This window comes from Alteromonas macleodii ATCC 27126 (assembly GCF_000172635.2).
Lineage (GTDB): Bacteria > Pseudomonadota > Gammaproteobacteria > Enterobacterales > Alteromonadaceae > Alteromonas > Alteromonas macleodii.
Window position 1 is genome coordinate 1252087 of record NC_018632.1, and the last position, 26054, is coordinate 1278140.

General features: G+C 44.7%; 22 protein-coding genes. 10 read left to right on the forward strand and 12 right to left on the reverse strand.

Annotated elements, in window-relative coordinates:
* Complete coding sequence (locus MASE_RS05340; RefSeq protein WP_014948728.1) at window positions 1–567, forward strand: NADPH-dependent FMN reductase; 567 nt, start codon at window positions 1–3, stop codon at window positions 565–567.
* 219 nt (window positions 568–786) lie between these two features.
* Window positions 787–2745, forward strand: coding sequence for a sulfotransferase family protein (locus tag MASE_RS05345; RefSeq protein ID WP_014948729.1), 1959 nt, complete (start codon window positions 787–789; stop codon window positions 2743–2745).
* An 86-nt stretch (window positions 2746–2831) separates the two neighbouring features.
* Here the strand turns inward: MASE_RS05345 and MASE_RS05350 are convergent, their stop codons facing one another.
* From MASE_RS05350 to MASE_RS05370, 5 genes are all read right to left on the reverse strand, one after another.
* Window positions 2832–3500: a pentapeptide repeat-containing protein gene (locus tag MASE_RS05350; RefSeq protein WP_014948730.1), complete on the reverse strand. Its 669-nt coding sequence runs from the start codon at window positions 3498–3500 to the stop codon at window positions 2832–2834.
* Between the two features lie 65 nt (window positions 3501–3565).
* Window positions 3566–5416, reverse strand: coding sequence for a methanol/ethanol family PQQ-dependent dehydrogenase (locus tag MASE_RS05355; protein ID WP_014948731.1), 1851 nt, complete (start codon window positions 5414–5416; stop codon window positions 3566–3568).
* A gap of 243 nt (window positions 5417–5659) precedes the next feature.
* The gene (locus MASE_RS05360; RefSeq protein WP_014948732.1) at window positions 5660–6295 is read right to left on the reverse strand and encodes a response regulator transcription factor; all 636 of its coding nucleotides are present in this window, start codon (window positions 6293–6295) and stop codon (window positions 5660–5662) included.
* 105 nt (window positions 6296–6400) lie between these two features.
* Window positions 6401–7657, reverse strand: a complete 1257-nt coding sequence (locus MASE_RS05365; RefSeq protein WP_014948733.1) for a DUF2891 domain-containing protein — start codon at window positions 7655–7657, stop codon at window positions 6401–6403.
* A 36-nt stretch (window positions 7658–7693) separates the two neighbouring features.
* On the reverse strand, window positions 7694–8743 hold the full coding sequence (locus tag MASE_RS05370; protein ID WP_014948734.1) for a PLP-dependent cysteine synthase family protein: 1050 nt from the start codon (window positions 8741–8743) through the stop codon (window positions 7694–7696).
* A 302-nt stretch (window positions 8744–9045) separates the two neighbouring features.
* Between MASE_RS05370 and MASE_RS05375 the strand changes: the two genes are divergently transcribed.
* Window positions 9046–10260, forward strand: a complete 1215-nt coding sequence (locus tag MASE_RS05375; protein WP_014948735.1) for an endonuclease/exonuclease/phosphatase family protein — start codon at window positions 9046–9048, stop codon at window positions 10258–10260.
* A gap of 102 nt (window positions 10261–10362) precedes the next feature.
* Window positions 10363–13221, forward strand: a complete 2859-nt coding sequence (locus MASE_RS05380; RefSeq protein ID WP_415857822.1) for a ligand-binding sensor domain-containing diguanylate cyclase — start codon at window positions 10363–10365, stop codon at window positions 13219–13221.
* Between the two features lie 61 nt (window positions 13222–13282).
* Here the strand turns inward: MASE_RS05380 and MASE_RS05385 are convergent, their stop codons facing one another.
* A complete protein-coding gene (locus tag MASE_RS05385) occupies window positions 13283–14161 on the reverse strand; it encodes a DUF417 family protein (protein WP_014948737.1) in 879 nt (292 codons plus the stop codon).
* Window positions 14162–14407: 246 nt separating this feature from the next.
* Between MASE_RS05385 and MASE_RS05390 the strand changes: the two genes are divergently transcribed.
* Complete coding sequence (locus MASE_RS05390; protein WP_014948738.1) at window positions 14408–14866, forward strand: hypothetical protein; 459 nt, start codon at window positions 14408–14410, stop codon at window positions 14864–14866.
* 69 nt (window positions 14867–14935) lie between these two features.
* On the opposite strand, the gene MASE_RS05395 is transcribed toward MASE_RS05390, so the two are convergent.
* A complete protein-coding gene (locus MASE_RS05395; protein WP_014948739.1) occupies window positions 14936–15307 on the reverse strand; it encodes a hypothetical protein in 372 nt (123 codons plus the stop codon).
* 230 nt (window positions 15308–15537) lie between these two features.
* Window positions 15538–16449: a LysR family transcriptional regulator gene (locus MASE_RS05400; RefSeq protein ID WP_014948740.1), complete on the reverse strand. Its 912-nt coding sequence runs from the start codon at window positions 16447–16449 to the stop codon at window positions 15538–15540.
* A 107-nt stretch (window positions 16450–16556) separates the two neighbouring features.
* Between MASE_RS05400 and MASE_RS05405 the strand changes: the two genes are divergently transcribed.
* Window positions 16557–17414, forward strand: coding sequence for an SDR family oxidoreductase (locus tag MASE_RS05405; RefSeq protein ID WP_014948741.1), 858 nt, complete (start codon window positions 16557–16559; stop codon window positions 17412–17414).
* Between the two features lie 143 nt (window positions 17415–17557).
* A complete protein-coding gene (locus MASE_RS05410; RefSeq protein WP_014948742.1) occupies window positions 17558–17995 on the forward strand; it encodes a DUF2177 family protein in 438 nt (145 codons plus the stop codon).
* Here the strand turns inward: MASE_RS05410 and MASE_RS05415 are convergent.
* Both MASE_RS05415 and MASE_RS05420 read right to left on the reverse strand, forming a co-directional pair.
* A complete protein-coding gene (locus MASE_RS05415; protein WP_014948743.1) occupies window positions 17973–19127 on the reverse strand; it encodes a fatty acid desaturase family protein in 1155 nt (384 codons plus the stop codon). The two genes, MASE_RS05410 and MASE_RS05415, sit on opposite strands and share 23 nt — an antisense overlap.
* Entirely contained in the window at window positions 19124–20182 is a 1059-nt protein-coding gene (locus tag MASE_RS05420) for a flavin reductase family protein (protein WP_232362815.1), read from the reverse strand. The genes MASE_RS05415 and MASE_RS05420 overlap by 4 nt, the downstream gene beginning before the upstream one ends.
* A 289-nt stretch (window positions 20183–20471) precedes the next feature.
* On the opposite strand from MASE_RS05420, the gene MASE_RS05425 reads away from it, so the two are divergent.
* Window positions 20472–21557, forward strand: coding sequence for an alkene reductase (locus MASE_RS05425; RefSeq protein ID WP_014948745.1), 1086 nt, complete (start codon window positions 20472–20474; stop codon window positions 21555–21557).
* Between the two features lie 225 nt (window positions 21558–21782).
* On the opposite strand, the gene MASE_RS05430 is transcribed toward MASE_RS05425, so the two are convergent.
* On the reverse strand, window positions 21783–22001 hold the full coding sequence (locus MASE_RS05430; RefSeq protein ID WP_014948746.1) for a hypothetical protein: 219 nt from the start codon (window positions 21999–22001) through the stop codon (window positions 21783–21785).
* Window positions 22002–22312: 311 nt separating this feature from the next.
* Here MASE_RS05430 and prfB point away from each other — a divergent pair.
* Window positions 22313–23411 (forward strand): peptide chain release factor 2 gene (gene prfB / locus MASE_RS05435; RefSeq protein WP_101563798.1). Its coding sequence is split into 2 segments (ribosomal slippage): window positions 22313–22387 and window positions 22389–23411, totalling 1098 coding nucleotides; the frame shifts between segments, so codons are not numbered across the junction.
* Between the two features lie 23 nt (window positions 23412–23434).
* Window positions 23435–25003 (forward strand): lysine--tRNA ligase, encoded by a 1569-nt coding sequence (gene lysS, locus MASE_RS05440; RefSeq protein ID WP_014948748.1) that lies wholly within the window; start codon window positions 23435–23437, stop codon window positions 25001–25003.
* A 40-nt stretch (window positions 25004–25043) separates the two neighbouring features.
* Here lysS and MASE_RS05445 read toward each other — a convergent pair whose 3' ends face one another.
* Window positions 25044–25982 (reverse strand): ketopantoate reductase family protein, encoded by a 939-nt coding sequence (locus tag MASE_RS05445; protein WP_014948749.1) that lies wholly within the window; start codon window positions 25980–25982, stop codon window positions 25044–25046.
* Window positions 25983–26054: the final 72 nt, after the last annotated feature.

Below are 26054 nucleotides of genomic sequence, written 5' to 3' on the forward strand. Positions count from 1 at the left end.
ATGACTAAGATCCTTGCATTTGCAGGTAGTACCCGTAAAGGTTCATTCAACCAAGCTGTTATGAAAGTTGCCGCAGAGGGCGCACGTGAAGCTGGCGCAGAGGTTACCGTTATAGATCTCGCTGACTTTCAAATGCCGTTGTTTAATGAAGATGAGGAAGCCGAGTTTGGTATGCCTGAAAAAGCACAGGCGTTCAAAGAATTGCTAATGAGCCATGATGGTTTTCTTATTGCTTCACCAGAATACAACTCAAGCTATCCCGCACTGCTAAAGAATGCCATCGACTGGGCATCGCGCATGGGGGAAGGCGAAAAGCCATTACAAGCATATCGCGGTAAGGTGGCTGGAATTATGGCTGCGTCTGCTGGTGGGCTAGGCGGCATGCGCGTGCTGGTGGTACTGAGAATGTTACTTGAAAATCTAGGTACCATGGTGCTGCCGAACCAAAAAGCTATTGCGAAGGTAAATACGCTTATGGAAGATGGCGCAATTACGGATGAAAAGACGATTAAGCAGCTTAAAAATTTGGGTAAAGAAACTGCCGAGCTTGCCGCCAAAGTAAAATAGCTGAAACTAGGTAATCAAATTTGAAGCCTACTAAATTAAGACTGGCCACCTTGTAATTGCAGTATCTACGCGTGGCCAGTCTTCGGTGAATGTTCGAGGTTTTAGTTTTGTGCATGGTTAGTTGAGAGTGCTTAAATTCAACTTTTAGCGTGTTACTATAGACAAATCATTACTGCAAAATCTGCTACAGACGCACATATCTCCAAAAATAAAATATTCATGAAACTTACTCAAGAAATAATAAATCAAGCAATGCAGGCGTTCGGTGCCGGTGAATTTAGCCGAGTCATATCGACGCTTTCTCCTGTCTATGAGCAGCATCCAATGGCACAAATGGTATATGCTACGGCACTAGGAAAGGTTGCTGAATTTACTACGTCGTTTGAAATATTTGAAAGCCTTCAGTCTGATTATCCTCAAAACACTGATGTGGCGTATAATTATGGTCTATTGCTAAAAGAAGCTGAGCGGTTTGATGACGCACAAAAGCAGCTTTCAAAAGCGATAGCAATTAACCCAAACTACCACGTTGCTTTTCATGCACTTGGAAATTTAATGTCTGAGCTTGGCCGATATGAAGAAGCACAGTTAGCATATGAAAAAGCAATAGCAAAAAATCCTAAAAATATTCAGTACGGACAAAGCCTGAGTAAGTGTCTTTATCAGCAGGAAAAATGGTCTCAGTTGGTCGCGCATATTAAAAGAGAGGGTCTTCATCTAAGCGATAAACTTAGCGCTGAACTGTATACAGAAGCATGTTACAGAATTCATTCGAGAGGAGAATTAGCTAAGCAGAGTAATATGCTAAGTTCAACGTACTCAGATTCTTATTCGATCCACTATTTTTTGGCGTTGTCAGCATTGGAGTCGAAGCGTTACGTTCATGCAAAGCGTCATCTTGAAAAATCACTTTCCCTCGCTGATTCATCGGATAAAGAAGAGTTACTGACGTACTTAGACTATGTTTCTTGGCTACTCAATGCCACTAAAGACAACCTTGATGTCCTCAATAGAAAGTTTGAAAACACCGATAACATTCAGTTACTAGAGCTGGCCTTTAATATTAACGAAAACAGGCGTGAGCTAGCTGAAGCTGAGAAGTTTCTTGGCAAAATTCAATTAATTCAAGCTGAGGGCGACAAGGAGCAACACGAGTTAAAACGTTCGCTGTTGGCCTTCGCAAAAGGAGAGTTTGAAGAGGGGCTGCGAATTAACGAGCACTTCTTAGTAAAACAACCCAAAAGCCTTCCTCATCTTTACCAGAAGATTAGAAACCTTGAAAAGCTCAAGCGTTTTAGCGATGCCGAAGAGGTCATCAGGTTTATCGCACATAACGTGAATAACCTTCATTCCAGTAAATTCGCAGATTTGTCCTCTGGCGTCATGCTCAATGGTTTTGATGTATCACCTTCTCCTATCGTTAACGCGTCAAGTAACAGCACAAACATTCTCTTTATTGTTGGATTTCCTCGTTCGGGAACGACATTGATAGAAAGTTTGTTACTTAAAAATGCGAATGTTGAGTTATTAGAAGAAACAGATGCTGTAGAAACCTTTTATAACCAGATGGTTGAACGCGAGATTGTTGACCCTGAGACGGGTGATATAAAGCGGACAAACCAAAGTGAACTAGACGCTTTGGCAAATGACTATCTTGAGCATTTAACGGCTTATTCTCCTAGTGTTAACAGCAATAAACTCATCGTAGATAAGATGCCGCTTAACTTCCCTTATTTACCTGCAATGTTGACCTTATTTCCTAACGCAAAAGTACTTTGTTGCCTACGTAACCCGAAGGCAGTTGCGTTGAGTTGTTTACAGTTCGAGGAAATAAACTTGTACACCGTTGAGCAATTCGCTGAGGCTTATAATAAAGTCTTCACGTGCTGGGAAAAAATGGAACCAATCTTAAGGGACAGAGCAATAAGCATTAAATATGAAGATGTTGTTGCTGACCCTGAATCTTCTATAGCATCCATATATCAGTTTTCAGGGCTGACAGAAGGGGAGACTAAGACCTTAGAAAGTAATAGTTCGCCTTTGTTCCAAACACCGAGCTACTATCAAGTTAGTCAACCAGTGTATAAGTCTTCAATGCAAAAGTATGAGAACTACCCAACGCTTTTCTCTGAATGTCCCCCTCTTTTAGATGAATGGGAGCAAAAGTGGGGATATTAAGAAAGTAAGTATGAATGGGTGTTAGTGAAGGTAATGGGCGCTGGCTATATCGAACGGCTCAATGTTTTCTTTCCACCCAATCACAGTTACCAGTTAATAGGACAGTTTATACATTCGTCCATGAAAGTGCCCTGAAATGTTGCGTAGTGGATGCGCGTGCCGGTTAGGTTTGCTCGATACAAACTTGCATCGTTCAGTTTTGCTTCCTGAATATTGGCGTTAATCAGTGAAGCACCTTCAAAGTTTGCTTTGTTCATCCAAACCCGCTCTAAGCGTGCGGCACGTAAGTTGGTGTTTACCATTGTCGCACCTGATAAACGCGCTTGGTCCAGGTTAGCACCTGAAAAGTTGGAGTTAGTGAAATCAACCCCTTGACCGAAAAGCGCCCAGCCATCTACGCCTTCTAAGTTAGCGTTGCGAACTTTTGAGCTGCGTAAATCTGCGTGTTTTAAGTTGGCGGTAGCTAAATCAGCGTGATCTAGGTTACTTTTCTTAAACGTCGCATAGCTTAAGTTGGCGTGCCTTAAATCTGTTTTGTTGAACTTAACGTTGGTGAATACTGCCCCGTGCAAATTTGCATGGCTTAAATCAGCACCGCTTAAGTCTGTATCACTACACACTGTCTTTGGTTTTATTTCACATCCGTTGATAATTTTCACGTCATCTTCGAAATCGGGAATGGCACTGGCAGTTGCTGAATATAGGACAACTAATAATATGGGGAGTTGTTTGGTTGCTTGAAAACGTAAGCGCATGAGAGCTCCTTAATGCCGAGAGGCGTTTTCACCGCCTCTCGGTTGGGTTTGTTGCAAAGGTAAAGCTATTGTTTAGCTACGTTTTGCTTTTTATTGTGATTAGGAAGTTTAAATACCCAGAACGAACCACCTTGCGCCACAGGTTTGGTGAGTTCAGCCATATCTCCTCCCCATAGAGGTACTGCACCACCATACCCTGACGCTAAGCCGATGTATTGCTCACCATCCTCTTCCCAGGTTATAGGGCATGAAATGATGCCCGAGCCCGTTTGGAACTTCCAAAGTTCTTCACCGGTTTCCTCATCGAAAGCTTTGACATAGCCATCGCCCGTTCCGGTAATAATGAGTCCGCCTTTCGTCGCCAGTACCCCAGCCCACATAGGAAGTTTCTCTTTGTGTGTCCATTTAATTTCACCTGAAATGGGGTCTACGGCACGAAGTACGCCCACGTGGTCGTCATACATGCGCTTAATTCTAAAACCCTGTCCTAGGTAAGCGGCACCTTTTTTATAGGTCACTTCTTCCGTCCAGTAGTCTTCTTTCCAGTGGTTTGCGCCCATATAGAACCAGCCGGTATTCTGGCTGTAGGCCATCGGGTTCCAGTTCTTTCCGCCCAAGAATGGAGGCGATACCTCTATTGACTTTCCTCGTTTTTCACCCGGCTCAGGCAGTGGCGGGCGCTGTCCGTCTACTTCAACTGGGCGACCCGTGTCAGGGTCTATATGTGTGGCCCACGTGATATTATCTACAAAGGGAAAGCCTCTGATGAATTCACCGTTTTGTCTGTTAACTACATAGAAAAAGCCATTTCTGTCTGCATGAGCCGTCGCTTTTATGAGCTTTCCATTATCGTAATAGTCGAATAGAACAAGTTCATTGTTGCCAGAGAAATCCCATGCGTCGTTAGGTGTATGTTGATAGAACCATTTAACCTCACCAGTGGTTGCATCTACACCCACTTGTCCGGAAGTATAAAGGTTATCCCAATCTCGTGGATCGCCGCCTTTGGCGGTGCGTTTCCATGTATTCCAAGGAGCGGGGTTACCTGCACCTATGATGATAGTGTTAGTTTCAACATCGAAGCTTGCACTCTGCCATGGTGCGCCACCACCGTGGTGCCAAGCCTCAACCATTTCGCCGTTTTCATCCTTTGGCCACGTTGTCACTTCGTATGAACCACCAGTAGGCGTGCTGTCTTTTCCATTTAATCTGCCCATGTGCCCTTCAACAAATGGACGCATCCAAATCTCTTCACCGGTTTCAGGATCGCGTGCAAACAGTTTTCCTACAACACCAAACTCATCACCTGATGAACCGTGAATAAGCATGACCTTTCCTGACTTTTGGTCTTTAACAATCGTAGGTGCCCCCGTCATGGTGTAGCCTGCACGATAGTCTTCAAAGCGCTTCTTCCATTTTACTTTGCCTGTTAGCCGGTCAAGGGCAACAACGCCAGCATCCAGCGTACCGAAAAAGACTAAGTCACCATAAATTGCTGCGCCGCGATTTACCACGTCACAACACGGTCGAATACCTTCTGGAAGGCGGTGGGCGTAGTCCCACAACTTCTTACCTGTTTTTGCTTCATAGGCGTAGATACGGGAGTAGCTACCGGTTACATAGACAATACCGTCGTACACGATTGCCTGGGACTCTTGACCCCGTTGCTTTTCATCACCAAAACTCATCACCCAAGCCGGAGATAGCATGTGTACATTTTCTTTGTTGATTTGATCAAGTCCGCTGTAACGCTGAGCTTCTGGACCCATACCATACATCAGTACGTTCTCAGGCGTCTTGGCATCATTTTCAATGTCTGCCCATGTCACGCCATCGTCCGCATATAAATGTGAACTCGTACCTAAACCAATAATTACGCTTAAGGCCAATGAAGCCTTTGAATAGAACTTAGCCATAGTTTTATTTCCACTGTTACCTTGATGTTGTGTTAACAGTATGTAACTAAGTAGAGGCCCTGATAAACGGATTCCGTCCTTCAAAATGCGGGAAAAATTCCCTTAGATTGAAGTGTAATAAAAACGCTAATGTGTTGATTTAAATGAGATATCTTAATCATGAGACAAAGTTAGTACCAAAGGGGTATAAAAAAGATACGAAAGTACAGGGAAGTTTTCCCGACCTTGTTTAGTGGCGCTTGTTTAGCTGGCAATTTTGATATAACCCTGCTTTACGGCAAGGTGAACAAACTCGGCATTTGTCTGTAGCTCAAGTTTTCGCTTGAGCTGGGTGATAACGTTTGAGACCGTCTTTTCAGAAATGTTGAGGCTTTCAGCGACCTGTTTTCGGCAAAGCCCGTTCGCTATACCAAGGAATATATCCAACTCTCTTTGTGTCAGATCTGTTAAGTTGCCTCCGGAATGTGACAGGTTGAATGTAGCGAGCTCAATGGCAGTATTGTGTTCTAAATAACGGCGGCCTTTAATGATAGATGTCACCGCGCTTATCAGTACATCAGGTTCACTTTGTTTACTAACATAGCCCATTGCCCCTAGTTTCATAGCTCTATCGATGATGGAAATATCATCGAACATGCTGAACATAAGTACTTTTGCGTGCTCCCAGCGCTGAACAATATATTCCGCTAGCGTGAGTCCGCTGGTGGTTCCTAAATTAATGTCTAAAATAATGAGGTCGAAGTGGTTGGCACGAAGTGCATTTGTGGCTTGCTGCGCATTTTTTGCATTGGTGACGACAGCGCCTTCGAGTACCGAAGATAACAGTGTAGAAAAGCCTTCTCTCACTATTGCGTGATCATCAACAAGTAAAATTTCCATAGCTGCGCTTTATTCATATCACCATAGAATGAGCATGCCACGGTAGGCGTGTGAGACGAATAGCACTTTAGTGCTCATTCATCTCACACTTTAGTAGGATATAAGTTAATTCAAACCGTGCTGTGTTTCTAAGTAGCTGGCAAAGCTGCCAAGCCAATGGCTGCCCATGTAGTGCATGTCACCAAACACCGCGTTGAGCCCGGCCTCACGATGTGAACTTAATGCTTTCTTAAGCACAGGTAAGCGTTTGTCACCTTCAGGCAAAGCTTGCATTATGCCTTCTATCATCCACGCTCGGCTGATGTTCAGCCCGTCTAGGTGAGCGAGTTTACCATCCGTCTTGTCAGTCACTGTAGCGGGAGCTAGCCAATTTGATGTTCTAGCTGTGAGGCTAGGAAAGAATGCTGAAAGCCATTGGCTATAGTCCTTTTTAGACATTACTCTTCGCATTAAATCAGCTTCGGCCAAACACGGTGATAAGAAATCTTGTCCCGAAGGTTCGTAGGCAAGAGGGCACTGTGTATCGTCCTGATAGTAGTCTTTCACCCTGGACGTTAACAGCGCTTCAAACTCCTTATTACCTGCTGTTTTCGCCCAATCCAACATTAAGCCAAAAGCAAAGGCGGTTTGGCTATGCTCACCCGTTCGGATTGGGTAAGCTAATTTGGGTAACCATGCGCTTACTCTGGCTACAATTTCGTCCTCGAGAGGACGTAAAGTATTTAGCCATTTTGTTGCTTCAGGAAGGGAAGATTGACGTAGTTCAGCGGTTAGCTGCAGGAACCAAGCAAGACCATAGGGGCGTTCAAATGAGGCATTGTTTTCACGCTTAAGGCTCGTCAATTCACCTTGGATATTTTTAGGCGTGAAGCTGATGTTGAGCTTTTCAATGATCTCATCCTTATCCACTGCATCTTGCGCAGTGTTTAGCATTCTTACTAAAAGCCAATGGCCATGAACCGACGAGTGCCAGTCTAAACAACCATAAAATGAAGGGTATAGTTGATTTGGTGCCTTAACGTCATCGCCGTTATTCATCATGTGTTTCACTACATTTGGAAACTCTTGATGAATACAATGAAGCGCGAGGTTAGCAAAAACGCTTTCGTAATTGTTGTTAGGGACGTCAGCGTTGGCGGTCGCGTCTGCGGTTTGGTTAATACTAGTGTTGCTTGTGTTCGCAATTTCAACAGTCGATGTACTGGTAGCAAAGGCAGTGTGTGCAGCAAACGCTGTGGCAAATGCAACTGTACAGCTAACAACGTTTTTTATTTTGATCATAATTTTGCGCGCTTTATCAATGAGAAGTATATCGCCAATGTATAGAGATAAACGCTTTGAATAAAGTGCTGCGCGATGCATAACGCCCCAGCACTTTAAACAGCAGAAACAGGCTATTTAAGCAGGGGCCCCGATGGCCTCTAGTTTGGTGGTGTATTCAGCGAAAGAGCCAATGGTCTTTTCTACCCAACCAGCATTATAGTAAGTTTCACTATACCGCTCTCCGCTGTCGCACATAAGCGTTACGATCGATCCCACTTCTCCTCGCTGCTTCATTTGTTCAGCAATACTTAATGCGCCCCATAGGTTTGTGCCGGTAGATGGGCCGGCTTTAATCCCCATGGTGTTGTTTAACCAATGCATGGTTGCAATACTGGCGGCATCGGGAACGGCAATCATGTCATCTATAACGTCATGTTGAAAAGAGGCTTCCACTTTAGGGCGTCCTATCCCTTCTATGCGGCTACCACGGGTAGCAGTAAGTGTATGATCGTTGTTTTTGAAGCTATCAAAAAACACACTGAATTCTGGATCTACCACGACAAGCTGAGAAGAGAGACCTTTGTAGCGAATGTAACGCCCTATGGTGGCTGATGTTCCACCTGTACCTGCACTCATAACCACGGTGTGTGGAATAGGGTGGGGCTCGGCTTTCATTTGCTCAAAGATACTCTCAGCAATATTGTTATTGCCTCGCCAGTCTGTAGCGCGCTCTGCGAAAAGGAACTGATCCATAAAATAACCATTAAGCTCGTGAGCTACTTTGGTTGCTTCGCTGTGCATTTGCGTAGGGCAATCTACAAAGTGACACTGCCCGCCATATCGCTCAATAAGCGCGATTTTACTTTGGGCGGTAGATTTAGGCATAACCGCAACAAACGGAACGCCAATCATTTTAGCAAAATAAGCTTCAGACACCGCTGTACTGCCTGACGAGGCTTCAACCACAGTAGTTCCTTCTACAATTTTTCCATTACAAAGGGCGTATAGAAAAAGGGACCGGGCTAGACGGTGCTTTAGGCTGCCTGTTGGATGGGTGCTTTCATCTTTAAGGTAGATATCAATATCTCTAAAGGCGATCTGCTCTAATTTGATTAAGTGCGTATCAGCCGAACGTTGATAATCTGCATTGATAATATTGATCGCTTTTGAAACCCAGCTTTTCATAACCTTCTCTCATTCACCCAAAATGCGAAACGTTAAGCGTAGTTCGCTTAATGCTAGCTGTATAAAACAAAAATAGAATACCAGTTAAGAACGAGTATTTGATTCTATTATTTTAGTATTAGGGCTTTATAGTAAAAAATATTTCTTTCATAGGTCTCATTTATGAAAATAAATTCCGTTTTTGTGTAAGAGCGAGAGCATGTTTGTCTTGTTGATACAACGGTCTTTAATAAAACAAAAAAGTTCAGATAAGTCGCTAAAGTTGCTATCTTTGCATTTCGCTTTTACTTACAGGTAACAACATGAAAAATAGGGCGCTTTTCTGTGCGATAGCTCTTCTACCCGCATTATTCGTATCTACGCTAGCTAGCTCGCAAGAAGAGCAAATGCTTAAAGTTGCAACGTTTAATGTAAGTATGGAAGCCACTAACTACAAAGCGTTGGGTATGAAGCCGAGCGATCAGGTACTTCAATACGTTCTTTCAACGGGTGAGCATAGCCAAGTTAAAAACATTGCTGAAATTATTCAACGCGTTAACCCCGATATCTTGATGTTGAATGAATTTGACTACATTGCAGATAAGCGTAAAGGGGTAGATGCATTTGTTAAGAACTACCTGAATGTTTCACAAGGCGGCCTTGAGCCTGTGGATTACCTATATACGTATGTGGCCACAGTCAACACAGGGGAGCCCACGAAATTCGACTTAGATAACAATGGCAAAGCAGAAGGTTTTGGTGGCGATGCATATGGCTTTGGGCTTTATCCCGGGCAATATGGCATGGCGCTTTTGTCGAAATACCCTATTGATGTTGATGGTATTCGCACTTTTCAGACGTTTAAATGGCATCACATGCCTCATCCACAGGTTCCTATTATTCCCGATGAGAGCGGAAGTACTGATAAGGGCAAGCCATGGTACGACGTAGAAGAGTGGGCTGCGCTAAGGTTGAGTTCTAAGTCTCACTGGGATGTGCCGGTGAAAGTAGCGGGCAAAACCGTACACATACTTGCTATGCATCCAACACCACCTAATTTCGATGGAAGCGAGGATCGCAACGGCAAGCGCAACTTTGACGAAATTAGGCTTATGGCAGATTACCTTTCTCCGGATAAAGGGGCCTACATTTACGATGATAATGGCGAGAAAGTCAGCCTGTCAGAGAACGCGCGTTTTGTACTTGTTGGTGATTTTAACGCGGCGGATATTGGAGATAAACATCGCGAGGGTGTAATTGAACAGTTAACTGAGCACCCGTTAGTTAATAACGACATCATTCCAACAAGCGCAGGTGGTGCAGGCGCGTCAGGTGCAGAGTTTAGTAACCGCTTTACTGCCTATTGGGGAGCCAGAGCTGACTATGTTTTGCCATCTCGATTTGGCTTCGATGTGAACGATGCTGGCGTTTTCTGGCCTGCAAAAACCAGTGACCTATATCGATTAGTTAAAGACCGCGAAGCCAGCTCAGATCACAGGTTAGTTTGGATTAGCTTGTCGTTGACCGACGATAACTAAAAACCACAATTTTTGTGTTAGTTAATAGATAGAGGTATTATTACACCGTCTATCTAATAATGTACCGAGAAGCCATTGAAGTTTGTGTCTCTCACTTTTGTGATGTGTTTGCTGTGGGTGATACCCATAGATGGCTTTTCGGTAGAGTCTTCTCAGCTCATGCCGCTCAACCGGTATTTCCCTCAATCGTGGGGAACGAAAGACGGGCTTCCTCACAACAGTATTCACGCATTAGCACAAACGTCCAATGGGTATCTATGGGCGGGTACTTGGGAAGGTGTTGCTCGGTTTAATGGTCAGCAGTTCACTGTATTTACCCGCGGCGCGCAAACAGGATTACCAGACTCCGGCATTCGAAGCTTGTATTACAACAAGCCCCGCGACGAGCTACTTGTGGCAGGAAACCGAGGCGGTATAACGTCGCTTATTGCCGAGCAGTGGCATGCTCAAGCGCCCCTGTCTTCAATGGTTAATCATGCATTCAGAGACAGTAATAACGTGTTGTGGTTTGCGCTGGAAGACACGGGGATTGCAATGAGAACGCCTGACGGTACGCAAAAAGAATACATTGTAAATTCGAGTGCTTACCGCATAATCGAAGACGGATTTGGCGTAATCTGGTTTGCAACAAACCAAGGGTTATTCAAATACATAAACGATAAATTTCAGCTAGCTGTACCCGACCACAACATACTCTCTGGTCCATCATTTACTCTCGCTCTTGATAGCAAAAAACGTGTTTTAGTTGGCACGGAACACGGTGTTTGGCAGCAAAGAAACGGTACCTTCGCGCTACTTCACAGCTCACTTGCCGACAAATCAATTAGTAGTATTTTGCTTGATCATCAAAATAGCATTTGGGTAGGCACCATCAATCATGGCCTTTATCGTCTAAGTGACTTAGGCCTAGAAAAACTGGATGCAACTGCAGGTCTTCCCAATAACCGTGTTTTTTCACTGCTTGAAGATTTGGAAAAAAATATCTGGATTGGCACTAATGGTGGTTTGTTTAGGCTGCGTCGTGCGCTATTTACCACATTCTCGCAAAGCCAAGGAATGAGTGGAGACTTTTTGCGAACTGTTTTGCAAACGTCTGATGGCAAACTTTTATCAGGTGGAAGTGCTGGATTAGATATATTTTCCAATGATGCGTTTTCCAGCGCATCGCTTACTACGGGTGAAGCTTTTTCTGTACTCAGTTTGGCAGCGGTAACTGAAGAGGTAACGTTAGTTGGCACCTACACAAAAGGTGTACTGCGATATGAAAACGACCAACTTACTCCGTACCTCAATAGACATTTAGGGTTACCGAGTAATGAAGTAAGGGCCATTCTTTTAGCGAGTGATAACAGTATTTGGTATGCCACGGCGCAAGGTGTGGTTCAACAAACACCAGATGGAAAGCTAAGCCATTTTAATGAACAAAATGGGCTACCTGCCCATTTTTCGATGGGCTTGGCAGAAGATCGTGAAGGACGAATCTGGATTGCTACAGGGATAGGGCTAGCCTTTATCCAACAGGGTATTGTGCACGTAGTTTCGTTTCCTGAACATTCAGATGCGCAGCACGCGTTCAGTTTTAGCGTTGTTGAAAAGGGAACTTGGATTACAACCGATCGAGGACTTGCGTATTTTGACAATGCTACTCAGGCACTTAGTGTAATCGAAAAGTCGCAGGGGCTTCCCGTAGATAAACTGTTTTCAATCGGTATAGATCACAACAGCGGTGTATGGCTAAGTTCAAACCAAGGGGTCATTCTCACTTCACTATCAAGTCTTAAGGAGTGTCTGACACATCCAAGTGCATTATTGGAATTTGAGCATTTTAAGGAAGAAAATGGCCTGGCGAGTATTCAAATCAATGGTGGATCACAGCCATCTCAGATTGTCGATGTAGACGGAAATGTTTGGCTTCCTACTGCGAAAGGGCTCGCCACAGTGACGCCTGCAAACCTCGCCATGTTGAGTGAATTCCCTATTCCGGTAAGTATAGAGGCGGTACTACTGGACGGTGCTGACCAGCAATTTGATACGGATAAAAGGGAAGTAGACGTAACGCCGTTAACCACGCGAGTTGCGTTTCAGTATGCAGGGTTGGGTTTCGCTATGCCTTCGCGTATAGAGTATCAGGCTATGTTAGTAGGATATGACCAAGATTGGGTTAACCGTCATCAATTTAGAATGACTGAATACACTAATTTAGCACCTGGTCGTTATCAGTTTAAAGTACGTGCTCGTTACATTGGTGGTCCCTGGCAAGAGATTACGTCACCATTTTCTATTCGCGTGTTACCCAGTATTTATCAGACATTTGCTTTTAAATTCTCGGTTTTTCTTTTCTTCTGTTTTGTTATCTATGCACTTTATAAAGTACGTTTTCATCACTTGAAAAAATCAGAAATGATTTTAAAACAAAGGGTCGATGAACAAACCAGATCACTAGAATTACAAACCAAGCGGTTCGAGTTCCAAGCAACTCACGATGATCTAACCGGTATTGCAAATAGACGAGCATTCGACCGCTGGCTTGTACAATATTTTGAAGAGGCTAAAGCGAAACAATCTCCTCTATGTCTTGCCGTTATCGATATCGACCATTTTAAACAGGTAAATGATCAGTACTCTCACTTAGTAGGGGATAAAGTCATTACTGAGGTGGCCCGTATATTAAATCGCGAAGTTCCGCATTATGCTAAATGTGCAAGGTGGGGCGGCGAAGAGTTTACTGTGTTGTTACCTGAATATGACTTGGTAAATGCAAGGGTAGCTATGGATCATGTTCGAAAAATCGTGGCAGCACATGATTTCAGTTTTATAGCGCAAACGCTGAAAGTCACAATCAGTATTGGTGTAGCAAGTGCAGATGGCGCGAGAGATCACGACAGAATGTTAACCCATGCCGACCAAGCACTTTACACTGCAAAAGAAAATGGCCGCAACCAAGTGACCATTTTCGAATAAACGATAAGTGGGGTAGTGGTTAATTACTACAACATCTTTAACCTGACTTTGCCGTAAAGCCTTACTGTGGCGATTGGCCCAACTGCGCTTCTTCGCGATCTCGTGAAACTGCCTCGAACAGCGTAAAGTAAGCCACCACAGCAAGATTAGCGACAAACCAAAGGTCTTTAATAACGAACTGACCTAGGCGGTTGACGATAGTCGTGCTGTTAAAGGTATCCGGTACAGTAAACAAAAACGTTTGTGTCATCAGAAAAACCGATAAACAAGCCAGTCCGCTCGCAATGATCACCGGCTTGTTCTTAGAAAAGATGCCCGCGCCCAATAGCAATGCAAAGAGGACATCAAATCCACCAATTACATTCGATGCCCCCTGTACGCTAAACACAGCATATAGCCACGACATAAACGGTGATGTTTCAACTAGCCCCACAATTGCATTAGCTTCAAACTCGAAAAACTTCATGCCTCCTATCCATAATAAGACCATGGCTACAGGAGCAAAGTTGAGGTATGTCAGTTGCTTGTGCGAAAATTTTTCGCGATAAAACAAGAATAGGAAAAGCGGTAATACTGCGAAGTACTTGATGATGCCTTGACCGCTGCCAATAATCGGGAAGCCCCCTAAATCGGCCATCCATCTTGTTGGTGATAATAACGTCAGCAATGGAATGGCAGTTACAAAAGCGGCATATAGTGTTACTGCTTTTGCTGATACAAGGTCAAAACGTGCTGCAATGGTCATTAACGGTAGTAACAGCAATGCGATACCTGAAAAAGCACCAAGGGCACTCTCGCTCAACACAGTGTCTAACGAGTAGAAATTAAATGTAGCGATAAGTGCATTGGGGTTTGCACCCAATAAAAATGTTAGGCCAAGAACTGCGAAGCTAAAAGTGAGCAATGCGGTGACCATGTTTTCGGTTTGGTTTAGTGTCATAAAGCGTCCGTAAATACTGCTAGTTTTGCGAAGTGTATGTAGAGACCCGTCGAGGTAGCACTAAAATTTCATAGGTTTGATAATTTATTAGGCATAGCGCAATAAGCAAATAAGGATTTATCGACAAAATAAGAACTTATCTAATAGCGGTTGTCATAAGTAGCAGCGGTCTTAATAAATTAGGTCTTAAGTAATGTGGGGCTTAAATAGTAGTGGTTTAAAAAGTAAAATAAATTGAGAGAAAAAATGAAACAAGCAAGCAGTAGAGCACAGAAGCGTTTTAGGATCTGGTTAATAGCTGGCGTGTGTGCAGCGTTGTCTGCTTGTGGCGCTCAGCCCCCAGAACCTATTGATGAGCCAATCGCGAGTGTTGAAGACGTCGAAAGATTAGAGCAAGTTGTTGATACCTCATTGCCTTTGGTACAGCAGGCCTATTCCATTGAGTCCGAAAAAGTGTGCGATAAACACGGTGGTAACTGGAAGAAAGTAGGCCGACAGCAGGCGCATGCTTGTGTGCTCCCAGCAAACGATGCCGGTAATGCGTGTAATGACAGCAGCGAGTGCGAAGTGGCTTGTGTTACGGAAAACAATAATATGGAAGCGGGAGAAAAGGCGCGCGGCGTGTGTTTAGAAAGTACGGACTTATTCGGCTGTAGAGCCTATGTGTCTAACGGCGTTGTGGAGCATACCTTGTGTGTTGACTAAGAGGTTGTTTAGCAAACGAACGTTGAATGAAGCGCACGCCATCGGCAATGCGCTTCACAACAACGCGGGTTAATTAACGTTGGGGAACTCGATTTTGTCCAGTTCGCTCGCCGTTTCATTGCACTCACCTAATAGGTGAAGCCTATCTTCGGTTTGGTGTGTATCTATTTCTAGAAAGCCCGTTTGGCAGTAACCGGTCTCATCCAGTTTCTCATCTAGAGATGTATAAAGTTGCTCAGTCATTCTATCGCTGCTATGTGACGAGCCTTCGCGACTTTCCTGTCCTTTGCGACCGCCACGACCACTTCGTTCGCCTCCCTGACCACGGCCGCCTTTACCGCCACCTTTGGCACTGTCACGATGCTGCATTAACGGAATGCTAAAGGCGAAGAGCTTGGTACCGTCTTGCTTGATCTTCGTTTCAAAAAATATTTCATCCATGTCTAAAGGTGGTGGCCTATGAGCGCACGCACTGACAATCAAAGAGGTCGTTATTACTAATAGTGTTTTATTCATTTTATTTAACGCTTATTTGAACCACGTCACTTTGAGATTCAAACGCCTCTTTAGTTGCAGCACCCAGTGTAAGTTTTAAGTAAAGCATTTCGGTATGCAAACTTCATAACGAGCGTATCGTTACAAGCAACACTCATTACGTTATGCATTTTACGTCAAAAAGAAGCGGCATTGCCGAAGCGACAAGTCTCAACCAGATAGTCAATAAGTGCTCGGGTACGGCTTGGCACATGCTTACGAGAAGGATAAACCAAGGTAAACAACAAGGTTTCACTTCCAAGTGAAGGGAAAATTCGTACCAGTTCGTTAGATGCGACTTCTTTTTGCACAGTTGAAGGTAGCAGCGTAGATATTCCCAACCCTGCTTTGACCATTTCTTGAACAAGGTGAGGAGAATTACACAGCTCGTAATGTTTGGGTGTAATGTCGATTGGTGTGTTGTCCAGCATTAGGTAATGCATGATTCGTGAATTTAACTGAGATAGCAAAATCCAGGTATGATTATTCAGTTCTGCAATAGTCTTAGGTTCACCATATTTCTTGAGATAATCAGGGCTAGCATATAAGGCGAATTGTTCTTGATATAAGACCCTACCGACGAGCGAGTCGTCTCGTGGCAAACCAATTCGAAGTCCTACATCAATATTCTGAGCGATAAGGTCGAGCTTATCGTCACTGCTCACTATGTGTAAATCTATTTCAGGATAGCGGCGCTTGAACTCAGGCAGCAACGGTAATAAAAACTTGTGTGCAATGTCGTTGGTGACTGTTATTGATACTCTTCCTTTTGGCGCCGGTTGACGCAGATCTTCATCAATACCATGCAAAATCTCGTGGCACTTTTTCGCATGGGAAAATACAGCATTTCCCTCGTCAGTAAGCATGAGCTGTCGAGTGGTTCTTTGCAGTAATCGCACGTCAAGAGATGCTTCTAAACCTGCTACTTGCTCGCTAACTCTAGATCGACTGGTGCCTAAACGGCGGGCAGCTTCCGCAAAGCTTCCACATTCTACTACGCTGGCAAATATAGCGAGTGCCTTAAGATGTGAATAGTTAATTGTACTCATATTCGTAACAATTCATTCTGTATGTGTCTACTTATCATAACAGTGTTTCACGCACATAATCACCTCTGTATTCAACCAGTACTCATTTAATTGATAGAGGATAGATTATGATTGCAGTAACCGGCGCTAACGGACAATTAGGTCAAAAAGTTATTCAAACACTGCTTAATACAGAGAAGGCAAACACAATTGTTGCACTAGTGCGCAACCCTGATAACGCACACGCATTAAAGCAGTTGGGAGTAGTAGTACGACAGGCAGACTACAATAAACCGGAGACGCTTGAGTCGGCTTTTGAGGGTGTTGAGAAGCTGTTGCTAATATCAGGTACAGAGTTTGGGAAACGCTTTGAGCAGCACAAAGCGGTAATAGTTGCAGCTATGGCACAAAACGTTGGCCTCATTGCTTATACCAGTTTGTTGAAAGCAGATACGTCTCCTTTGCTGTTAGCGCAAGAACATAAACAAACCGAGGCTTACTTTAAAGATGTGTCAGCGCCTTTCGTGTTTCTTCGAAATGGGTGGTACACGGAAAATTACACCGATAATGTAGACAGCGTACTGCAGATGGGAGCGGTGGCAGGCGCTGCAAAGCAGGGAGTTTTGTCTACCGCTAGCCGACAAGATTATGCAGACGCCGCAGTGGCCGTTCTTCTATCATCGCAAAATCAAACAGGCAAAATTTATGAGCTTGCTGGCGACACGGGCTTTACGCTAATGGAGTATGCTTCCACCCTATCTGAAATTACCGGCGAAGATATTGGTTTTTTAGACATGGATGAGAGCGCTTATAGAGAAGCACTCATTAAAGCTGGGCTGCCTGAAGGTATGGCAGCAGCGTTAGCAGATTCAGAGCATTACGCCGCCTCGGGGTGGCTCCAAGATAACAGCGGCACCTTATCATCACTACTTGGTCGTCCAACTGCAACTCTGCGTGCAACACTTGCTGCGAAAATGAAAAGCTGAGTATTTAAAAGCTAAGTGAATTATCATCCCATGCGCATTACCTTGAATTATCATTCAAGTGATGCGCTTATTGTGCAACACTTGCGTATTCATATTTTAAATCACTTGCATCCGCAATTTGCTTATTTACAGGGATAGGTTCCATGCTTTCCAACATCATTCGCTTTGCGAAAAACATCGTCGTGTCGTTAATTGCAATCTTTGTGTGTTTTGGTGTGCTCGACTTCTTGTGGCTTGGCGTTATTGCGGATGGCTGGTATCAAAGTGAAATGGCTCCTCTGCTTAGAAGTCAATTTATCACGTGGCCTTGGGTGGTTTTTTACCTCATGTATGGATGTGTGGTGTTTGTACTTGCTGTGGTGGCGAACAGAGATAAGTCGTTACTTTATGCAGGGATCGATGGCGCGCTTCTAGGGTTGGCCAGTTATGGCGCCTACAATTTAACGGCGTACAGCATAATTGAAGGTTTTACTTTGTTTATCATGTTGATTGATTGGGCGTGGGGCACGTGCCTAACCAGCGCAAGCGCCATGGCCGGCTGGTTAGGATTTCAACTGGTTAAGGGAAAGAGTAGCGAATAATGCGTTTTAACACGCTGGCGTATTGTTTTAAAAAGCTGCCAGTGTTGTAGTGTATGCCGTGTTCTTCGAATACGGCTTTTACCTTGGGTGCCATCTCTCGGTAGCGTCTGGCTGGGATATCTGGAAACAGGTGGTGCTCAATTTGAAAGCTTAAATGCCCAGTAAGCACGTGAAACAGGTTTCCGCCCTTTATGTTCGACGAGCCCAGCGCTTGTCGGTAGTACCATTGCCCTTGGGTTTCATTAACACAATCTTCTTGTTTAAACGTTTCCACGTCGCCAGTGAAATGGCCGCAAAAGATAATAGTAGATGTCCATAAATTGCGTAGTAAATTGGCGATAAGGTTGCCGGTAAATACCCATAAAAATAACGGCCCAGCTAACAAAGGAAATAGTACATAATCTTTTACTAACTGACGTGCGCCTTTACTAAAAAAGCGTTTCTTAAGTTCATTATGGGTAATCTGATTCTTACGGTTGTCCTTCTTTTTTCCAAAAAAGACCCGCTCAGCGGCCATTTCGTGATACGACACACCCCACTGAAATAAAACACTAAGTACGATGTAAGTCGCAAACTGCCATAGGTTTTTTACACGCCATCTAAAATCGTTAGACAGGCGAAGCAAGCCGTAGCCAAAGTCTCTGTCTTTCCCAATAATATTGGTATACGTGTGATGCTCGTAATTATGAACGCGATTCCAGCTCGCACCATCGCAGGCAATATCCCACTCATAGCCTTTCGAATTAATGTGTTTGTCGTTCATCCAATCGTACTGGCCGTGCATTACGTTGTGGCCTATTTCCATATTATCGAGAATTTTTGCTGTAGCTAAACTCAATACGCCGGCAACCCAGAGCAGCGGTTGAATGAACCCCAACATTAAAAGTATCCGTCCGCTCCACTCGCAAATTCGCTGAACAAGAATAATACGTCGGATATAGGCCGCATCTTCAGCACCCACTTTTCGTTTAATGTCAGCTTTAATTTCATCAAGCTGAGCGGCAAGTAACTCGTAGTTCGGTTTCTCTTTAGTGCTCGTTGACCGAATAGCTTTGGTTTCACTTATCGGAGCATGCGCCTGTTCGATGGCTTCTTCACGGTGTTGGTTGTCTATTGCAACGCTGGTGTTCATAGTTGAATCTCCAAATCAGTAACGGCTTGTGATACACACAGCTGAATAAGTTGCTCTGCGCTATCTGAAAGCTCACCCGTGCGGGTATCTCTCACTACGCCCCGTTTCTTAACACATTGGCATTGATGACAAATTCCCATGCCACAGCCATAAGTCACAGGTTGTTCTGCTTGCTGAAGTTGTATAAGTAGGGTTTGCTGATTGTCGACAGTTAAAGATTGGCCGTTGTGTACCAAGGAAAAGGTTTCACTTTGGCTAAGACTAGAACTGCTTAGGACAGGAAGCGCAGCGAAGTGCTCGCTCGAAACAGGGACGTTGATCGTATTTGCATAACTTTCAACTTGCTCGAACATTGCATGTGGACCACACACTAACCAGTGTGCATTGGCAAAGTTACACAGATGCGCTTCTACGTCTCCGTCTTTTTGCTTGCTCAAAATATCATAGGTGAAGTGCTCACAGCGCTGACTGAACGCTGATAATTCATTGAGTAATACATGCTCGTCCGGCTTAGCAAAATAAAGTAAGTGTACCGGTGTATGGTTTAGCTGCGCGTTGTTGACGGCATCGTCAAGCATGGCAATGAAAGGAGTTATACCCGAGCCGCCCGCTATCATAAGTAGGGGCTTTTCAACCTTCGGCCAGATAAATTCCCCCATAGGGGCTGAGATATTTACCCATTGATTAGGCACACAAGAGTGAAGATAAGGTGTTAATGCGCCCTGAGCTTTAACCTTGGTTACAAGACGAATCTGCTTTTCTTTTTGTCGGGTGTTAGCACCACTCGCTATGGTAAACACGCGAGTGGTGAGCCTGCCATTAATTTCTATGGTTAATGCGATATGTTGCCCTGCAACATGCGTTGGCCAAGACCTCTCTGGTATAAGTAACACCTCGAGCATATCCGTGCTCAGTTTTTTTACGGTCACGACCCTAGCTCTGAAATACCCATCGCGCCACGCGGGTCTAACTTGCTGCATCAGCACTTCCCAGTAGCCCTTCCAAGAGGCATGGTGAAAAATGCGATCAGTGAATTTATCTATTAATAGTCTCAATGTAGAAATCACACCTGTATTTCGTCGGAATATCTTAAATACAAAAAGGATGAAAATATTTTAGCTTACACTTGTACGCTAGCTCAGCGCACAAGTGTAAGCTTAATTTTTTATGCGTCAAGAGGAGATGCATGAAATTTGGGATAACGTCGTCGAAATACACCGGTACTTTTGTGAAAAATGCAAAAGTGCTTTGTTAAAAGTACGGGTTCTAAGCCAGCTATAGGGCCTTATATTTACCGTTATCTAAACGTGTAAATTGCAAGAATAAAGTTTAAAGGACTGTATTATGAAACTATTTGAAACCCTATCGCTGGCTGGAAAAACGCTGAACAATCGGGTTGTTATGCCGCCAATGACCCGCTCCCGCTCAACACAGCCGGGAGATGTGCCCAACAACCTTATGGCTGAATATTACGCTCAGCGCGCAAGTGCAGGGCTTATTGTGAGTGAAGGCACACAAATTTCGGCACTCGGTAAGGGTTATGCGTGGACGCCGGGTATTTATACCAAGGCGCAAATCGATGGCTGGAAGTTGGTAACAGATAAAGTCCATGAAGCGGGTGGTGTGATGTTTGCGCAACTTTGGCATGTGGGTCGCGTATCCCATCCTTCAAATACCGAAGGGCAGCAGCCTATTAGCGCATCGGCGATTCAAGCAAAAGGCGTAAAAGTATTTGTTGATGAAGGCGGCAACCCTGGCTTTGTTGAGTCGGTCATGCCCCGAGAAATGAGCATTGAAGATATAAAAGCCGTGGTAGAAGAGTATCGCGTTGCGGCGCGCAATGCCGTAGACGCTGGGTTTGATGGCATTGAATTGCATTCGGCTAATGGTTACTTGCTTAACCAGTTTATTGATTCTCAAAGTAATACAAGAACTGATGAATACGGCGGAAGTGTACAGAACCGTATTCGATTCTTGAAAGAAGTGGTGCAGGCTGTGTCTGAGGAAATTGGCGCTGATAAAGTAGGTGTACGTTTGGCGCCCCTAACAACATTAAACGGGACGGTCGACGACAATCCCGAAGAGACCTATCTTGCGATTGCTTCCATGCTTAATAGTTTCAAGATTGGCTATATGCATATTGCTGAAGCCGACTGGGATGATGCGCCGCAAATGCCAATATCATTCAAGATGGCTATTCGTGAAGCCTATAGCGGTCTGCTCATTTATGCCGGAAAGTACGACACAGAGCGTGCCGAACAAGCTCTAACTGAAGGGTGGGCAGATATGATTGGTTTTGGTCGACCTTTCGTGGCGAACCCAGATTTACCCTACAGACTAGCGAATAATGTACCCCTGAATGAGCACAACCCCGATACGTTATTTGGCGGTGGTGAGAAGGGCTACACAGATTATTCTTTTGCTAAATAGCCGGAAATTCCAGCGGGTGTGTAAAAAACACTTTGCTCAGGAAAAAGGGGCAATCCATTAAAAATGAGCATGGCTCTTTTTTACCAGAACGAACAGCACTTAAAACATGTTGTTCGTTCTAAATCTTACTTTCGTCAGTCAGCAGTTAGACTCATTACGTAACAGTTATACGCAGTGATGTGTTAACACCGTTGATACTCACCGAGTCATTTCTGCACTTTACGGTTAATATTTACGATTGCGATATAGCCAAGTGAAAATTCCGCTTCCCGCTATTAACATTGACGTGGCAAGCCACAATTTAGAAATGGGCGTGCCGTTGGGGCACTGCAACGCCATCGTTGCCCCCGCAAGGTTCTGGCAATCGACGAGTTGGCCCAAGGCCAATACAAAAAGACCGAGAAGTACGCCGATAACGGCATAAGACAAATTATTGAACGACATACTTTTCCTAAAAGATTTTCCAAACAATTCGCACTCTAAACGCACGCGACACTAAGCAATAATGCTCCAAACTAGTGCAGCTGTAGGCTGCCTTTAAAAACATTTACTCTATTTGTATGGGCTAAGACAGCCTACCCAACAATATGTGCGCGCCATTGAACGGTGAAAATACTCGCTTCAACGAAGGTGCTTAAAATCCATACGAAAATTAGCACAAGCTCAGTGTCGCAATATTTGCGCCAACCCCTATCAAAATTCCTTCAAATTCGGTACTATCCGCGGTCTTAAATTTTTAACGAAATAAGCGGACTATGTTTGAAATAAACCCCGTTATGAATGCGATAAAAGATATCCGCGAGCGCACTGAAGCGCTTAGGGGGTATCTTTGACTTTGATGCAAAGTCAGAGCGTTTAGAAGAAGTTAGCCGAGAGTTAGAAAGTCCTGACGTTTGGAACGAGCCAGACAGAGCGCAGGCCCTTGGCAAAGAAAAAGTGGCCTTGGAGCAAATCGTAGAGACGATCCACAAGCTCGATCAGGGAACTGAAGACGTTGAAGGTCTCGTTGAATTGGCCGTTGAAGCCGAAGATGAAGATACCTTCGTTGAGGCCCAAAGTGAGCTTGAAGGCTTAATTGAGCAGCTAGAAGTGCTTGAGTTTCGCCGCATGTTTTCTGGCCCTAACGACGAAAACGACTGCTATATTGATATTCAGTCGGGCTCTGGTGGTACAGAAGCACAAGATTGGGCCAATATGCTGCTGCGCATGTATTTGCGTTGGGGCGAAGCGCACGGTTTCAAAACGGAACTTATTGAAGTGTCGGAAGGTGAAGTCGCGGGCATTAAAAGTGCTACGCTGCGCGTTCAGGGCGAATATGCGTTTGGCTGGCTACGCACAGAAACGGGCGTACACCGCTTAGTACGTAAATCGCCGTTTGACTCGGGCAACCGCCGTCATACGTCGTTTTCATCTGCGTTTGTATATCCTGAAATTGACGACGACATCGATATTGAAATCAACCCGTCTGATTTACGTATAGACACCTATCGCGCATCGGGCGCGGGTGGCCAGCACGTAAACAGAACAGATTCAGCGGTACGTATTACCCATGAACCTACGGGCATTGTGGTGCAGTGTCAGAACGACCGCTCGCAGCACAAAAACAAAGATCAGGCGATGAAGCAGTTAAAAGCCAAACTTTATGAGTTTGAACTGCAAAAACAAAACGCTGAAAAACAAGCGATGGAAGACAGCAAGTCTGATATCGGCTGGGGAAGCCAAATACGCTCTTACGTTTTGGACGACTCCCGCATTAAAGATTTGCGTACTGGCGTGGAAACACGCAACACTCAAGCCGTGCTGGATGGCGACTTGGACAAATTTATTGAAGCCAGCCTGAAATCCGGGCTGTAAACCGAACAACGAAGTGAAAGGTTATGACTGACCAACAAACAGACGATAACAAATTGATTGCAGAGCGCCGTGCTAAGCTAAGCGCTATTCGCGAGCAGTGCCGTGCAAACGGTTTCCCAAACAGCTTCCGTCGCGAAAACTATGCGGATGAGCTTCAAGCTAAGTTCGGTGAATTCGACAAAGAAACGCTACAAGAGCAGGGTAACAAAGTAAGCATCGCTGGCCGTATTATGGCAAAGCGTGGTCCTTTCATGTTGCTTCAAGATATGACTGGCCGCATTCAGGCATACGCAGATAAAGACACGCAAAAAGCCCTTAAAGCAAAATATGGCGCACTAGATATTGGCGACATTATTGGCGTGGCGGGTGACCTGCATAAGTCAGGTAAAGGCGACCTTTACGTGAACATGGAGCAATACGAGTTGCTAACCAAAGCACTTCGTCCATTGCCAGAAAAATTCCACGGTTTGAGTGACCAGGAAACGAAATATCGCCAGCGCTACGTTGATTTGATCACAAGTGAACAAACGCGCAAAACGTTCATGATCCGTAGCAAGATCGTAAACGGTATTCGCAATTATCTTACCGAACGTGACTACCTTGAGGTAGAAACACCGATGCTTCAGGTTATTCCTGGCGGCGCGACAGCGAAGCCGTTTGTGACTCACCACAATGCGTTAGACATCGATATGTACCTGCGTATTGCACCAGAGCTTTATCTTAAGCGCCTAGTGGTTGGTGGTTTTGAGCGTGTGTTCGAAATTAACCGTAACTTCCGTAATGAAGGCTTATCAACCCGTCACAACCCAGAGTTTACTATGCTTGAGTTCTATCAAGCGTATGCAGACTACAACGACCTGATGAACCTTACCGAAGATATGCTGCGCACGCTGGCAGAAGATATTCTTGGTACAAGCATTATCAAAAACACAACTAAAGACGCTGAAGGTAACGTAACGTCTGAAGTTGAATACGATTTTGGTAAGCCGTTTGACCGCTTAAGTATGGGCGAAGCTATTCTTAAGTACTGGCCAGAAGCTAACGAAGAAGCTATTCGCGACCCAGAGGCGAACCTTGACGCGCTTAAAGCAATGGCAAAACAGCTTCACATTAAAGAGCCTGAAGTTGACGGCATTTGGGGTGCGGGTAAGTACCTTTGCGAAATCTTCGAAGCAACAGCAGAAGAGAAGCTTATCCAACCTACGTTTATTACAGAATATCCGTGGGAAGTATCGCCGCTTGCGCGCCGTAACGACAACAATCCATTCATTACAGACCGCTTCGAGTTCTTTGTAGGTGGACGTGAATTAGCGAATGGCTTTAGCGAGCTTAACGACCCAGAAGATCAGGCGGAACGTTTTGCAAAGCAGGTTGAAGAGAAAGACGCTGGCGACGATGAAGCCATGCACTTTGACGATGACTACATCCGCGCCCTTGAATATGGCTTGCCGCCAACGGCGGGTGAAGGTATCGGGATTGACCGTCTAGCTATGCTATTTACTGATAGCTCAACAATTAAAGATGTTATCTTGTTCCCACACATGAAGCCTCAGGCGCCAAAAGACGCGCAAGAAGCGGGCGAACAAGAATAATCTTAATCCTTAAATTGCGTGATTTAGGTGCTCGGCGCTGTTAAAGCTTCAGCGCCTTAACACGCTCTACTAAAAGGGTATTCTCGGGAACGGGAATACCCTTTTTTGTTGCCATATCTACAATGTAACCGTTGATGGCGTCTATTTCTGTTTGTCTACCGTGAGCAACATCCTGATGCATACTTGAGTAGTTTTCTCCGGTCGCCTTGGCTACAGATAGCACATTTTCATGAACTGACAGTGCATCAAAATCTAGCCCGTAAGCATCCGCTACCTGAGTAAACTCATTGCAAATTGAAATACGGCTTTGTTCAAATTCAGGCTTAGCAATGTGCTTATTTTGGATATTGTGAAGCGCCGTTAGCGGGTTAATCACGGCATTAACGGAAAGCTTCGTCCACAGTGCTTTTAGAATATTATTTTGGTATTGCACTGGCGGAAGAGCCTTATCTAACGTCGCAATTGCGCTGGCTAGCTGTGGCGCTATTTGTGAGAGGGCGGCCAAAGATTGAGGTGATGGTTTATTTACATTTGGCGCGCCAATTTGCGTTGCGCCAACGCCAGTATACTTAACATGAAAACCACTTGATGTACTTACCTTTAACGCGCCATGACTGGTTGTAGCAAGAAGCAACGGATAATCGCCGCCTAGTAAATCTCTTGCGATCTCAAGTCCGCCCATACCGTTGTGAAGCAGCACAACGGTAGGTTGTTGTGTGAGATAGGGAAGCCATTGCAATAGGGCTGCTTTAAGTTGATATACTTTCAAGGGGATTATCAGCACATCACTTTTAGGTAACACGATAGGTGAAGGCTTCGCAGGTTTTAGCGCAGTGGTTTGGCCGTTTTGCCAGTGTGCGCAAGAGGGCATGGTTTTCATGTCTCTGGGGTAGCAGTCATACGGCACGCCATTTTTCTGGGAGCTCGCAGCAATCAGGCTTCCTATGGCACCGCCGCCAACTATATGTAGTTTACCCATTAGCACCTATTAAACATTCAAAGTAGCTTCTATTTTTTTATGACTATTAGCACCTATTAGGTTAGCACCTAT

Coding starts and splice junctions, on each gene's coding strand:
- MASE_RS05340 (WP_014948728.1), top strand. CDS start 1: ATGACTAAGATCCTTGCATTTGCAGGTAGTACCCGTAAAGGTTCATTC.
- MASE_RS05345 (WP_014948729.1), top strand. CDS start 787: ATGAAACTTACTCAAGAAATAATAAATCAAGCAATGCAGGCGTTCGGT.
- MASE_RS05350 (WP_014948730.1), bottom strand. CDS start 3,500: ATGCGCTTACGTTTTCAAGCAACCAAACAACTCCCCATATTATTAGTT.
- MASE_RS05355 (WP_014948731.1), bottom strand. CDS start 5,416: ATGGCTAAGTTCTATTCAAAGGCTTCATTGGCCTTAAGCGTAATTATT.
- MASE_RS05360 (WP_014948732.1), bottom strand. CDS start 6,295: ATGGAAATTTTACTTGTTGATGATCACGCAATAGTGAGAGAAGGCTTT.
- MASE_RS05365 (WP_014948733.1), bottom strand. CDS start 7,657: ATGCATCGCGCAGCACTTTATTCAAAGCGTTTATCTCTATACATTGGC.
- MASE_RS05370 (WP_014948734.1), bottom strand. CDS start 8,743: ATGAAAAGCTGGGTTTCAAAAGCGATCAATATTATCAATGCAGATTAT.
- MASE_RS05375 (WP_014948735.1), top strand. CDS start 9,046: ATGAAAAATAGGGCGCTTTTCTGTGCGATAGCTCTTCTACCCGCATTA.
- MASE_RS05380 (WP_415857822.1), top strand. CDS start 10,363: ATGTGTTTGCTGTGGGTGATACCCATAGATGGCTTTTCGGTAGAGTCT.
- MASE_RS05385 (WP_014948737.1), bottom strand. CDS start 14,161: ATGACACTAAACCAAACCGAAAACATGGTCACCGCATTGCTCACTTTT.
- MASE_RS05390 (WP_014948738.1), top strand. CDS start 14,408: ATGAAACAAGCAAGCAGTAGAGCACAGAAGCGTTTTAGGATCTGGTTA.
- MASE_RS05395 (WP_014948739.1), bottom strand. CDS start 15,307: ATGGATGAAATATTTTTTGAAACGAAGATCAAGCAAGACGGTACCAAG.
- MASE_RS05400 (WP_014948740.1), bottom strand. CDS start 16,449: ATGAGTACAATTAACTATTCACATCTTAAGGCACTCGCTATATTTGCC.
- MASE_RS05405 (WP_014948741.1), top strand. CDS start 16,557: ATGATTGCAGTAACCGGCGCTAACGGACAATTAGGTCAAAAAGTTATT.
- MASE_RS05410 (WP_014948742.1), top strand. CDS start 17,558: ATGCTTTCCAACATCATTCGCTTTGCGAAAAACATCGTCGTGTCGTTA.
- MASE_RS05415 (WP_014948743.1), bottom strand. CDS start 19,127: ATGAACACCAGCGTTGCAATAGACAACCAACACCGTGAAGAAGCCATC.
- MASE_RS05425 (WP_014948745.1), top strand. CDS start 20,472: ATGAAACTATTTGAAACCCTATCGCTGGCTGGAAAAACGCTGAACAAT.
- MASE_RS05430 (WP_014948746.1), bottom strand. CDS start 22,001: ATGTCGTTCAATAATTTGTCTTATGCCGTTATCGGCGTACTTCTCGGT.
- lysS (WP_014948748.1), top strand. CDS start 23,435: ATGACTGACCAACAAACAGACGATAACAAATTGATTGCAGAGCGCCGT.
- MASE_RS05445 (WP_014948749.1), bottom strand. CDS start 25,982: ATGGGTAAACTACATATAGTTGGCGGCGGTGCCATAGGAAGCCTGATT.